The sequence below is a fragment of the Hyalangium versicolor genome, from assembly GCF_020103695.1.
Lineage (GTDB): Bacteria > Myxococcota > Myxococcia > Myxococcales > Myxococcaceae > Hyalangium > Hyalangium versicolor.
This window is the reverse complement of the sequence record NZ_JAHXBF010000003.1, coordinates 503,767-516,339: the sequence shown is the minus strand read 5'-3', so window position 1 is coordinate 516,339 and position 12,573 is coordinate 503,767. Positions and strand designations below refer to the sequence as shown.

Here is a 12,573-nt window from a genome sequence, read left to right as displayed (position 1 = left end):
TGGAGGCCCGGCCGCTCAGGCCGTTACTGCACGGCGAAGACCAGATCGTCGTGGTCGTCGTACGGGCCCGTGCCACAGGGCGCGGGGCTGCCCTGGTAGCGGAACCGCGCGCGGATGGCCTGGAGCTTGCCCGCAGGCAGCACGTACGTCGCCGTGAGCGTCTGGGCCCCCCCGGCTCCCGCAGGCACCGAGGTGATGTACTGCCACACGGGCGTGTTCGCGTCCGCCGCGGAGTACAGGTCCAGCACGTCCGCCGCGGAACCCGACCAGGCCCAGACCGTCGCCTCGATGCGGACCGTCTTGCCGGGTGCAAAGCGGGTCCCGTCCAGCGACACGATACGCAGGCGGTCATTCGACTCGTCCGAGTGATAGGCGCCGGAGGTCCCATCCGCGCACGAGGCGAACAGGGTATTGGGCGCGTTGAGCTCCGGTCCCACCGTGCCGCGGCCCAGGAGCAGCAAGCCCGAGTCACAGCTCACGCCCGGCGTGGAGCACCGCGGCACCCGCAGAGTCGCATCGTAGGCAGCGGAGGCCACGCCCGCAGCCACCTCGTAGATCATGAAGCCCGTCAGGCCCGTGTTGACCCCAATCTCGGTGCGGCTGTCCGTGTCGATGTTCGCCAGGAAGAGTCCATCCTGGGCCCCCACATCCGCACCGATCACGCCGCTGCTCCACTCCTCGGTCCGGCTGGCGCCGTTGACCAGGCGCAGCTGGTTCCCGCTGGCAAAGACGTAGTCCGGCGTGCCGTCAGCGCTGAGATCAGCAACGGCCAGACCATTGATCTGCGCGGAGCTGGTGTAGAGCGTCTGGCTCACGGCACCGGTGGCCACATCCAGGACCTTGAGGGCACCGGCCGCGGTGCCAATGATGACTTCGGACCGGCGGTCCCCGTTGAGATCCGCCGTCTCGAGCGCGGTGATGTCGAGATCCGCGGTGGTGAGCTGCACCGTCCGCGTTGCCGCATCGATGATCCACAGGCCCACGCCAAGGTCGGCGACGACAATCTCCTGCGCGGCGTCCGCATCCACGTTGGCCACACGCAGCAGGGACAGCTGCTGCCACGAGCCGCTCAACGCAGGGCTCTGCCACTCCAGCGCGCCGGTGGCCGCATCATAGACGTAGACGAAGGCCCCGAGCGCGCCCGTGTGCTCGATACCAACGGACGCCACCACCTCCAGCGCACCGTCCCCGTCCACATCGGCGAGCTGCATCCCCCGGATGCTGGCGCCAGAGATCCCCGCGGATCGCCACTGCTCAGCGTGGGTGAGCCCGTCGTAGCAGATGATCAGGCCGTCATACCCGGAGCTGGTGGAGACGAACACCTCCTGCTGGGCATCCGAGTCCACGTTGGCGCTGCGGATGCGCCACAGGCCCGTGAGGTTGGAGCCGGTGGGCTCGCCGCTCTGGTACTCCAGCGCCTTGGAGGCTCCGTCATGGATGAAGAAGAGGCCATCGCCATAGCCGCTGTCGGACTCGAAGCTGCCATACAGCAGCTCCGTGCGCCCATCCGCGTCCACATCCCCCGCGCCCAACGCGTAGAAGGGACCGGTGATGTCCTGGCTCTCCCAGTCACGGGTGCGCGTCACCGCGTCAGCCACGTAGAGATGATCCGCGCCGGAGGAGCTGTAACCCGCGCCCCAGAGGATCTCCCGGGCCGCGTCCCCGTCCACATTCCCCACGGCGATGTCCGTCACCCCGTGCTCCGGGTTGGCCAGGGCCCACTTCTGGACGCCCGTGGCGCCGTTGAGAACATGGACACTGCCCCACTGCGCATCCCCATAGATCAGCTCGAGGGGGCCATCTCCTTCCACATCCGCCACGCGCACAGCGCCCAGGTTGGAGACCGGGACACTGTAGGCCAGCGTCTGGATATCTCCCTGGTAGACGCGCAGGCCCGTGGTCCACGTGAAGCCAGCGATGATCTCCGCCAGTCCATCACTGTCGATGTCCCCCACGCGGACGATGTCTCCAAACCCCGAGGCATTCGTCCACTGGATCGCGCGGGTCTGCCCGTCCACGACGTAGCCAGCGGAGGAGCCGTTGGCGATGATGATCTCCAGCGCGGCGTCGCCGTCCACCTGACCCACGGCGAGATCCTTGCCTCCCAGGCTGGCGCCATTGAACTCCACGGCTCCGCTGGCCAGATCCATGATGTAAAGCCTGGAGCTGTCGCAGAAGACGAGCTCCCGCGAGCCGTCGGCGTCCACGTCAGCGACCGTCAGCCCTACCGGAGTGCTGGTCGGGAGCGTGAGCGTCTGCTGCACGGAGAGGGTGCTCCCGTCATACACCTGGAGCTGGTTTCCGCTGGCCACCAGCACCTCGAGGGCAGCGTCCCCATCGGCCTGGGCCACGCGCACGGCCTGGATGGAGGCGGGATAAGGAGGGCTGACCCACGTCTGGGCGTAGCCCGCACCCTCGCGGGAGACGACGTACCAATACGAGTTGCTCCAGAAGGCATGGGTGCCAGCGGCGGCGACCACCTCCTGGTCCCCATCGGCGTCGATGTCCGCCACGGAGAGGCCGGTGGCGCCAATACCCACTCCGAAGATGGCGCGCTGCCACTCGCGGGAGACGCTCAGATCGCCTGAGATCACCGCTGGCCCCACGGACTCTCGAGAGGGAGCGGCTCCGCCGGAGGCATCCGTCTGAATCGCCGGCCCTACACCTTGCTGAGTCTTCGGAGCAGGCGCCTGGAGTTCATCGTAGCTCCGCGGGCGGCCATCCCTGCCGAGAACCTCACGTCCATGGATGTCGTATTGGACGTGGGGGGCCTGCTGGGAGGGAGACTTCGCGAGGGGAGCGGCTCCGGCGGGGGTGCCGGGGGCGACAACCATCAGGGAAGAAGAAGCGGCGAGTGCGGCAATGAGCGTTCGGTGTTGGCTCACGTCTGATCCTTTCGGCAAGAGACGCCGTGAACCGCCCGCTCCATTGCGGGGCGATTCCCGGAGTTCATGCAGACGGACACCTAGCAAGCGGATCTGACAGACAGACCAGCAAACCATGAATTGACTGTGACGCCCCGTGGAGTTTGTACTACTGCCAGAGCACGAACTTCCGTGCCTTGCCGAAAATCAATCCGCCTTGCCCTTGGGCGTGACGACCGCAACGACGTGTCGAGCCGGCACCTGGGCGCCGACCGTGACGCTCAGCTCGGTGACGACGCCGTCAGTGGGGGCAACGAGCGGCGATTCCATCTTCATGGCTTCGAGGACGACGAGCACCTCCCCCTTCGTCACGGCCGCTCCAGCCTGAGCGCGAACCTGGATGATGCGGCCGTCCATCGGCGCGCGGACGCGGCCGTCTCCGGTGCGCTCGCGCTCGGAGGGAGGCCGGAAGGAGACGTCACGGACGTTGCGCGTGACTTCGTCGAGGGAGCACCACAGGGACTCCCCTGCGCGCCGGTACCGGACCGCCCGACGCCTCCCGGCCACTTCCACCTCGACGCGGTCAGCGGCGCTCGAACGCAGGGCGAGCGTGACGCCCGTGTCGCCGATGCGCACCTCGTACTCCGCTGGCGCAACGGGGCGGACGACGGCACGAAACTCCGACGCCCCCTCCTTGAGCACCAACGGCACCGGAAGGGCGAAGGAGCTGCTCCAGCCGGCCAGAGCCGGGTCGAAGCCTTCCCGTTGGGCTAGCGCCATCGCGTCGTCATGGAAGAACAATGCCGCCAGGACGGCCTGCTCCTCGGCGGACGCCTGCCCGAGCTCGCGCAGTGTCTCCGGCGGCATGTACGTGGGGACAAAGCCGGTATCGTACTGACCGGAGCGGAACGCGTCGTGCGCGAGGACGCGCTGGAGGAACGCGCTGTTCGTCGCGACGCCGAACACCGTCAGCTCTCTCAACGCCGCCGCGAGCCGCTCGCGAGCCGTCTCCCGGTCAGGCCCGTGCGCGATGAGCTTCGCCTGCATGGAGTCGTAGAACGGAGTGATCTCCTGGCCCTCGCGCGCGCCGTGATCGACGCGGACACCCTCCCCTGTCGGCGGCACCCACGCGAGGAGCCGTCCCGTCTGCGGAAGGAAGCCGTTCTCTGGCTCCTCCGCGCACAGCCGCACCTCGATGGCATGCCCGCGGAAGGTGAGTTCCGACTGCTTCAGCGGGAGCGGCTCTCCATCGGCGACGCGCAGCTGCCATTCGACCAGGTCGAGCCCCGTCACGAGCTCCGTCACCGGGTGTTCGACTTGCAGGCGCGTGTTCATCTCCATGAAGAAGAAGTCGCCGTTCGGAGCGAGCAGGAACTCGATCGTACCGGCACCGCGATAGCCAATGGCACGGACCGCCTGTACAGCGACAGCCCCCATGCGTGCGCGGAGCTCCGGCGTGACGGCCGGTGAAGGGCTCTCCTCGACAACCTTCTGGTGCCGCCGCTGAACCGAGCAGTCGCGTTCGCCGAGATGCATCGCGTTCCCATGCTCGTCCGCGAAGACCTGCACCTCGACGTGACGCGCGCCTTCGATGGCACGCTCGAGGATGAGTTCGCCGCTGCCGAACGCGTTCGTCGCCTCCGAGCGCGCGGAGCGGATGGCACCCAGCAGCGCGTCAGCGTCGCGGACGAGACGCATGCCGCGCCCGCCGCCGCCCGCTGCCGCCTTCACCATGACGGGGAACCCGATGCGCGTGCCCTCGCGGACGAGGGCCTCGTCGTCGAGAGACTCGCCGGGACGCGCCGCTTCGTAGCCGGGGATGCACGGCACGTCGGCGGCCTGCATGCGCAGCTTCGCCTGTCGCTTGTTTCCCATCAGCGCGATGGCCTCGGCTGGCGGTCCGATGAACACGAGCCCGGCGTCCGCGCACGCGCGCGCGAAGTGCTCGTTCTCCGAGAGGAAACCGTAGCCAGGGTGAATGGAGTCCGCGCCGGACGACTTCGCCGCCGAGATCACCCGCTCGATGGAGAGGTATGACTCCCTGGCCGGCGGAGGCCCGAGCCGCACCGCTTCATCCGCGAGCCGCACATGCGGCGCGTCCCTGTCCGCATCGGAGAACACAGCGACGGTGCGCAGGCCGAGGCGGCGGCAGGTCCGCAGCACGCGCACAGCGATCTCACCCCGGTTCGCGACCAGCACCTTGTGAATGCGCTTCATCGAATTCCTCGCTACAGCCGGGCGACGCCGAAGGTGTTCGGCGACAGCGTGCGGCGAGCGGCTTCCTCGCAGGTGGACAGGATGAACCCGAGCACGCGCCGCGTGTCCCGGGGGTCGATGACTCCGTCGTCGAACAGCCGGGCGCTGCAGTGGAACGCGTCCGACTCGCGATCGAACTGCTCGATGAGCGGCCGCGTCATCTCACTCATCGCGGCCTCATCGACGGGCAGCCCATCGCGGCGGGCCTTCTCGCCGAAGACGATGGACAGCACCTTCGCTGCCTGTTCGCCGCCCATCACCGCCGTGCGCGCGTTCGGCCACGCGAAGATGAAGCGCGGATGGAACGCACGGCCGCACATGCCGTAGTTCCCAGCGCCGAAAGAGCCGCCGAGCAGGAAGGTCACCTGCGGCACGGTCGCGTTTGCCACCGCCTGCAACATCTTCGAGCCATGCTTCACGATGCCGCCCTGCTCCGACTGTGTACCGACCATGTAGCCGGTCGTGTTCTGCAGGTAGACGATCGGCGTCCGCGCCTGGCAGCAGAGTTGGATGAACTGCCCCGCCTTGGTCGACCCCTTGGGCGTAATGGGCCCATTGTTGCCGATGATGCCAATGGGCCGGCCCTCGACACGCGCCCAGCCACAAACGGTGAGGGCGTCGTATTCATCCTTGAAGGGCGCGAAGTCCGAGCCATCGACGATCCTCGCGATCACCTCCCGGCAGTCGTAGGGCCGGCGGTGGTCGATGGGCACGACGCCACACAGTTCGTCGGCGGAATAGCGCGGCGGCTCGAAGGCGGCACGCTCGAACGAGGGCAGCGCGTCATTCCACCCGAGTGATGCGATGACCTCGCGAGCGATGCGGATCCCATCGGCGTCGTCATCGGCGAGGTGGTCCGCGGTGCCAGCGACGGTGGCGTGCATCTCGGCGCCGCCGAGATCCTCATCGGTGGCCACCTCACCGGTCGCGGCGCGCAGCAGCGGCGGCCCCGCGAGGAACACCTTCGCCTTGCCGCGCACCATGACGACGTGGTCGGAGAGCCCTGGGATGTACGCCCCGCCAGCGGTGCTGGAGCCGTGCACGATGGTGACCTGCGGGATGCCTGCCGCCGACAGCCTGGCCTGGTTGTAGAAGGTCTCGCCGCCTGGGACGAAGATCTCCTGCTGGTAGAGCAGGTTCGCGCCGCCGCTCTCGACAAGAGACACGACGGGCAGCCGGTTCTCGAGCGCAATAGCCTGGGCCCGGAGCGACTTCTGGACCCCCCAAGGTGTCGCGGTGCCCCCCTTCACGGCGGAGTTGCTCACGACCACGAGACAACGAACTCCCGAGATGAAACCGATACCGATGATGATGTTGCCGCCAGCAAGCGAACCATCGGTGTCGTCGTGGTGCTTGTAGCCGCAGAGTGTCGAGATCTCGAGAAAGGGCGAACCACGGTCGAGCAGCAGCGCGAGGCGCTCGCGCGGCAGGATCTGTCCGCGGCGCTGAAACTTCTCTCGGGCCTGCTGCTCGGTGTCGCGAGACTTGGACTCGATGGCGCGCAGCTCGGCGACACGGGCGAGCATCTCCGTCCTGTGCGTGGAGAATGCGGCGGAAGCAGGATCGATGCGGGAAATGATCCGAGGCACGTCACTGCTCCTTCTTGTCGCCGAGGATTTGCGGCGATGCGGCGAGGTGGAACCCCTCGTAAGGTTTCGAGCGCGAGTGCTCCGGCAGCGGGAACACCTTCGTGTTACAGGACGCGCCGCCATCAATCCGGATGACCTCACCGGTAATGAAGGCCGCCGCATCGGAGAGGAGGAACACGATGGCGGCGCTCACCTCGGCCTCGGTCGCGAGCCGGTACAGCGGCACCTGCTTTCGCAGATCCGGAATGAGCGCACGGACAGCCGGATCCTCGTAGGTATCGAGGCCGCTCGAAGCGACCCAGCCCGGCGCCACGGCATTCACGCGGACGCCCGTAGAGGCCCACTCGACGGCCGCCGTCTGCGTCAGGTTGAACATGCCGGCGCGCGCCGCGCCCGAGTGCCCCATGCCCGGCATGCCGTTCCACGCATCCGCGAGCATGTTGACGATGGCTCCGCCGTGCTCGCACATCGACTGCGTGAAGACCTCGCGCGCGACGATGAAACCTCCCGTGAGGTTCGTCGAGACGACCGCTTCGAAGCCCTTCTTCGAGATCATCGCGAGCGGCGCAGGAAACTGTCCGCCCGCGTTGTTCACGAGCCCATCGATGCGACCGCGCGCCTCGACGATGGCGGAGACCATGGCGCGCACGCCCTCCTCGTCACGGATGTCGACGGCATGTTGCGTCGACGCGTGGCCCTCGGCGGCAAGCTCTCCGGCGACACGCGCGAGCTTGTCCACCTTGCGGCCGACGAGGACGACATGCGCGCCGAGCGCCGCGAGCTCGTGCGCCGTGCACCGGCCGATGCCGCTGCCGGCACCGGTGACGACGATCGTACGGCCCGCGAAGGCGTCAGGAGCGAAGATTGATCGGTAACCCATCGTGTTGTCCTCCTCAGCCGCGCGACTTGCGAGGCAGCGTGCCCATGGCCTTGCTGATGATGCCGAGCATCACCTCGTCGGCCCCGCCGCCGATGGACCCCAGCCGCAGGTCCCGATAGGCGCGTGCGACGGGGTTGTCCCAGGTGAAGCCCATGCCGCCCCAGTACTGGAGGCACCCATCGGCGAGCTCGCGAGCCAAGCGGCCCGACTTGAGCTTGCACATCGAAGCGAGCGTCACGACCTCGGGGTTGTCTTTGTTTTCGATGTACAGCTCGACCGTCCGGTAGATGAGCGCTCGCAGCGCCTCGACCTCGGTCTTGAGCTCGGCGAGCCGGAAGTGGACGCTCTGGTTGTCGAGAATCGCTTGCCCGAACGCCTTGCGCTGCCTCGTGTACTCGGCCGTCTGCTCGATGAGCCGGTCGAAGGTGACGAGGGTGCTTGCCGAAACGAAGAGCCGCTCCTCCTGGAACTGCTGCATCTGCATAGCGAAGCCGCGCCCCTCGTCGCCGATACGGAAGCGCACCGGAACACGCACACTGTCGAAGAAGAGCTGCGCCGTATCGGATGCCCACATGCCGAGCTTGCGGATCTTCGACTTCGTGATGCCGGGGCGATCCATGGGAACGACGATGAGCGACTTGTTCGCGTGCGCCGGCCCGTCGCCCGTGTTGGCGAGCAGGCAGATCCAGTCGGCCTGCATGCCGTTCGTGATCCACATCTTGCCGCCGTCGATGACGTAGTCGTCACCGTCGCGGCGTGCGTTCGTCGTAATCCCCGCGACGTCGGAGCCCGCCCCCGGCTCGCTCACCGCGATGGAACAGACGCGCTCCCCAGCGAGCGTCGGTGCGAGAAACTCCCGTCGCAGCGCGTCGCTGCCGAAACGAGCGAGGGCCGGGGTTGCCATGTCGGTGACGACACCGATGGACATCGGCAGCGCGCCGCAAGTGCAGTGGCCAAGTTCCTCGGCGAAGGCGACCGAGAACGATGCATCGAGCCCCAGCCCGCCGAATTCCGTGGGCTTGGTGATGCCGAGCAACCCAAGCTCGCCCAGCTTCCGGAACACCTCGCGCGCCGGGAAGATCTCGGCGGCCTCCCATGCATCGACGTGTGGGTTCAGTTCCTGCTCGACGAACTTGCGGACGGTCTGCCGGATGGCGCGGTGTTCCTGGGTCTGCTGCATGAGCTTCCCACCTCACGATACCGATGTAAGGAGCAGTCTTCATGCGACATCCAAAAAAAGCAAGCGTGATTGCTTTTTTCGGGGCAGCCCAACAAGATGGCCACATGAGCAGTCCGGCGACTGGAGCGACGAGGCAGGAGCAGGAGCGCAGCCGTGTGACGCGACAGAAGCTGATGGCCGCCGCCATCGAGGTGCTCGCGGAGCAAGGCTGGGCGGGCGCCACGACCTCAGCCATCGCCGAGCGGGCGGGCGTCTCGCGGGGTGCTTGCCAGCACCACTTCCCGACGCGGGCGGAGCTCGTCGCGGCCGCGGTCGAGCACGTCTTCCAGCAGCAGGTCGAGGAGCTCGTGCGGCGCGCGAAGGAGTTGCCCAAGAACCAGCGACGCATCGAGCCACTGCTGAACCTGCTCGCAGACGTCTTCACTGGCCCACTCTTCCGGGCCGCGACGCACCTGTGGGTGGCGGCCGTCACCGATGAGGAGCTGAAAACGCAGTTGCTCCCGCTCGAAACGCACGTGGGCCGGGAAGTGCACCGGCTTACGGTCGAGCTGCTGGGCCTCGACGAACGCGACCGGGATGTCCGCGACACCGTGCGCGCGACGCTCGATCTCCTGCGTGGCCTGGCGCTTGCGAACCTTCTCCACGACGACAGCGCCCGGCGCCGCAAGGTGCTCGCCCACTGGGCGCATGTGTTCGAGGCGCGGCTCACGCCTGCGTGAGCCATGCCACCACGGGTTCGAATCCCGTCGGGGACACACATGAAGCCCCTGGCGACGGGCCAGTCCTCCTGGGCGTGCCCTGCACGGGGGATTTCGATGCCTTCTTCCGGGGCGAAAGTTCCTCGTCCTCCCCTGGCTCGCTCCACGAGCGGAGCACCAGGTGTTGAGGCCAGCAGCTTCCTCACGGCGCTCAGCATGGCGTTCACCCCCTTCCCGCCCGACTGCTCACGCCTCGTCCGCAGCGTGACAGGTACGGGGGCGAAGCCTCCACCATGGCCCTTATCCCACCAAGGAGGGGAGATTCACCGGACCACGTTGCATCGTGGAGAGATGCCGGACAGCTTCACCCTCCCGTGGTGGGGTGCGAATGGGACCCGGGGCGTCATCGCCTCTGGGGGAACCCTTCCCTAGACTCGAACTCTCCTCATCTGGAGGGCGTCTGATGGCTCCTCGTCGTCTGGCCGTTGCGGTCTTGTTCTTGGCCCTGTCCACCACGTGCAGCACGACGCACGGCAGCACGACGCCCGGGGTTCGCCTCGACATGGAACAGGGCCAGCCCCTCATCCACCTCCCCCGCACGGGCAAATCCAAGCCGGTGGAGCTGGAAGAGGAGGAGTTCGTCAAGGCCATCTCGAAGGAAGCCCGGCGGATGAGGCTCTCGTTCAATCCTGAGAAAGCCGCGAGGGAGATGTTCGAAGTCCCCCCTCGCAGCGGCTGGTACCGATACACCCAGCGCGAAGGTGTTGTTCCACTGGATTCGCCGCCCCCGGCTTCACAGTGGGCCGATGTGGCGGCGAGAGTGACGCAGGAGTACTTGCAGTTCTGCGAGGCCCTCGGCAAGCCTGGGGATTGCCGGAAGGCGCTGATGAACAGCCCCGTCCTCACCGGGGATGGCCGCTACGCCCTGGCCATGTCCTTCGCCATCGAAGAGATCGTTCCGGAGATGATGCAGTCCTTCAAGGACATGGCCGACCCGGAAGCGATCAAGGCGTCCCTTTACTGGACGATGGCGATCTACGCGGCGATGTGGCTGGCGCCCGAACCGGTGTTCTCCAAGGGATTGGCGACGGTCCTCACAGCAACCTTCGTCTGCTATATCGGGGTGGACACATTCTGGACGCTCATCCAGGGCTTCAGGCGGATGGTGGAAGAGTTGGATCACGCCACCTCGTTCGCGGCGATCCACGAGGCCGGGAGGAAGTACGGCAAGGTGATGGGGAAAAATGCTGCGCGGGCATTTGCCCTGCTGCTCACCGCTGCCATTGGCCAGACGGCCGCCAGCTTCTCGGCCAAGGTGCCCACGCTGCCTGGCTCAGCTCAAGCATCAGCAGCGGGCGCGGCGCGGGTGGGAGTCCAATTGACCCAGGTGGCGCAGGTGGAGGCCGTGGCCGTGACCGCCGATGCGATCACCATCGCGCTGGCTCCCAACGCGGTCGCTACGACGGCCCAGAGCTTGAGCGGTGCAGCTTCCAGCCCGGTGGACATGGAGGGGCATGATCATCACATTGCCACCGACAAATGGACTGAGGCCACCCACAGTGGTGGTCCATGGACGCCGAAGTTCCAGAAGATTTTTGATCGGGCAGGCATGTTGCTGAACGACCCGGCAAACAAAGTCCGCGTCAAGGGCCACCAAGGCCCCCACCCACAGGAGTACCACGAGCGGATCTACAAGCGACTGGATGAAGCGACCAAGGGCTGTAGCACCATCGAACAGTGCCGGAAGGCGCTGACGGCGGAACTCGAACGGTTGGCGAAACAGATCTCGACGGAGGGCACTTCTCTCAACAAGCTGGTGACCCGGAGGCAGTGACGGAGAGGACCATCATCCCGATGAAGTACTTCGAGCTGTCCCAAGAGGTTGAGGGCTCTGGGGGGTGGGATCTTGGCAACCCCACGGATCCACAGGGCCGGGAGGTAGAAAACCCATGGATGTTCAGAGAGGGCATGCCGGTCCCAGACCCGGGACGATTGAAGATTCCCATCGGCCGTCCGGGCAGGGCTCTCGACTTCACCCTTGCAGGTTTCAGCATCCCGGTCATTCACGTCAGGGTGGCTTCCGTCTTCACCGAGCTGGCCCCACGTGACGTTCAGGTTCTTCCGGTGGACATCCAAGGCCAGCCAGACCCGTTCTGCATCCTCGTTGCCACACGGCTTGTCCGGTGTATCGATGACAAGGCCTCAGAGGAGGTGGAGCATTGGACGCCAGAGGATGGAAGACCTGAGAAGGTTGGGCAGTACCGGGACGTGTACGGCATGCGCATCGATCCCACGAAGGTAGGTCACGCCAAGGTCTTCCGCACCTGGGGGTGGACGGTGGCGCTCATTGTTTCCGAGGACATCAAGGAAGCGCTGGAGCGCGCGGGCGTCACGGGCATGAAGTTCAAGGAGGTCACTGGCCCGAGCGCCATCAGCCCGGAGGAGCGCGAACGGAACCGGAGACTCATCGAGCTGCGAGAGCAGACGGACGCTGCCCGCGAGGCCTTCTGGCGCACGCTCGGACGGTTGGGCGAGGAAGCCATCATCCCTATCGTCGTGGGTGGCTCATGGCCCGCCCGACGCCAGGTCTGGCGCATCATCCATCGCCCAGGTGGGCGTACCCTGCTGGTGACGGACGGACTCTCGGACTTCTTCGCGGACCGCGCGGAGCCGTCCGTGGGTTTCGGCCTGGAGTTGGCCCTGGAGACGAACGAGGCCCTCCAGGAGGCCGAGAAGAGCTGGCCTCTGCTGCTCATGGAGCGGGTGGCGGATGAGGTGGCGGAGCACGAGCAGGTGCGCGAGAAGGTGAAGACGGGCTTGATGTCCATGGAGGTCTCCGGCAAGGGCATGCCCCAGTCGCTCGTTACCCAGGATGGCAGGGTGGGTGTGCTGCTGGGCATGGAGCCGAGTGTGCTCCCCCGGAGCTTCACCATACCGTCCGGAGAGGTGCGGCTCGTCACCGTCAAGGCGCTGCTGCCAACGGAGCTGGCCTATCTCCTGGAGCACGGCAAGCAGGGCCAGGACGAGTTGCTACGGCGATTCGACCAGGAGGGCCACGGACACCTGTCCCGCGTCGGGGGAGGCCCGGTGGTGTAATACCGCGCCG

General features: G+C 66.7%; 8 protein-coding genes. 3 read left to right on the top strand and 5 right to left on the bottom strand.

Annotation, left to right across the window (positions count from 1 at the left end; translation table 11 throughout):
• Nucleotides 1-23: 23 nt before the first annotated feature.
• From KY501_RS08465 to KY501_RS08445, 5 genes are all read right to left on the bottom strand, one after another.
• Nucleotides 24-2,885, bottom strand: a complete 2,862-nt coding sequence (locus tag KY501_RS08465) for a ligand-binding sensor domain-containing protein (protein WP_224362163.1) — start codon at nt 2,883-2,885, stop codon at nt 24-26.
• 186 nt (nt 2,886-3,071) lie between these two features.
• Nucleotides 3,072-5,081, bottom strand: a complete 2,010-nt coding sequence (locus KY501_RS08460; RefSeq protein ID WP_224362162.1) for an acetyl/propionyl/methylcrotonyl-CoA carboxylase subunit alpha — start codon at nt 5,079-5,081, stop codon at nt 3,072-3,074.
• Between the two features lie 11 nt (nt 5,082-5,092).
• Nucleotides 5,093-6,709 carry an acyl-CoA carboxylase subunit beta gene (locus KY501_RS08455; RefSeq protein ID WP_224362161.1) on the bottom strand — a complete coding sequence of 539 codons (1,617 nt, stop codon included), beginning with the start codon at nt 6,707-6,709 and terminating at the stop codon, nt 5,093-5,095.
• A 1-nt stretch (nt 6,710) separates the two neighbouring features.
• Nucleotides 6,711-7,589, bottom strand: coding sequence for an SDR family oxidoreductase (locus KY501_RS08450; protein WP_224362160.1), 879 nt, complete (start codon nt 7,587-7,589; stop codon nt 6,711-6,713).
• 13 nt (nt 7,590-7,602) lie between these two features.
• Nucleotides 7,603-8,769, bottom strand: coding sequence for an acyl-CoA dehydrogenase family protein (locus KY501_RS08445; RefSeq protein ID WP_224362159.1), 1,167 nt, complete (start codon nt 8,767-8,769; stop codon nt 7,603-7,605).
• Nucleotides 8,770-8,924: 155 nt separating this feature from the next.
• Here KY501_RS08445 and KY501_RS08440 point away from each other — a divergent pair, with 155 nt between their 5' ends.
• The 3 genes from KY501_RS08440 to KY501_RS08430 all read left to right on the top strand — a co-directional run bounded on the left by KY501_RS08440 (nt 8,925) and on the right by KY501_RS08430 (nt 12,563).
• Nucleotides 8,925-9,488 (top strand): TetR/AcrR family transcriptional regulator, encoded by a 564-nt coding sequence (locus KY501_RS08440; RefSeq protein WP_224362158.1) that lies wholly within the window; start codon nt 8,925-8,927, stop codon nt 9,486-9,488.
• Nucleotides 9,489-9,930: 442 nt separating this feature from the next.
• Nucleotides 9,931-11,301 carry an AHH domain-containing protein gene (locus tag KY501_RS08435; protein WP_224362157.1) on the top strand — a complete coding sequence of 457 codons (1,371 nt, stop codon included), beginning with the start codon at nt 9,931-9,933 and terminating at the stop codon, nt 11,299-11,301.
• A 134-nt stretch (nt 11,302-11,435) separates the two neighbouring features.
• Nucleotides 11,436-12,563: a suppressor of fused domain protein gene (locus tag KY501_RS08430; protein WP_309242953.1), complete on the top strand. Its 1,128-nt coding sequence runs from the start codon at nt 11,436-11,438 to the stop codon at nt 12,561-12,563.
• Nucleotides 12,564-12,573 lie beyond the last annotated feature (10 nt).

What these genes read in the sequence shown, in the direction of transcription:
- KY501_RS08460 (WP_224362162.1), bottom strand. Translation starts at nt 5,081, where the DNA reads ATGAAGCGCATTCACAAGGTGCTGGTCGCGAACCGGGGTGAGATCGCT.
- KY501_RS08450 (WP_224362160.1), bottom strand. Translation starts at nt 7,589, where the DNA reads ATGGGTTACCGATCAATCTTCGCTCCTGACGCCTTCGCGGGCCGTACG.
- KY501_RS08445 (WP_224362159.1), bottom strand. Translation starts at nt 8,769, where the DNA reads ATGCAGCAGACCCAGGAACACCGCGCCATCCGGCAGACCGTCCGCAAG.
- KY501_RS08435 (WP_224362157.1), top strand. Translation starts at nt 9,931, where the DNA reads ATGGCTCCTCGTCGTCTGGCCGTTGCGGTCTTGTTCTTGGCCCTGTCC.
- KY501_RS08430 (WP_309242953.1), top strand. Translation starts at nt 11,436, where the DNA reads ATGCCGGTCCCAGACCCGGGACGATTGAAGATTCCCATCGGCCGTCCG.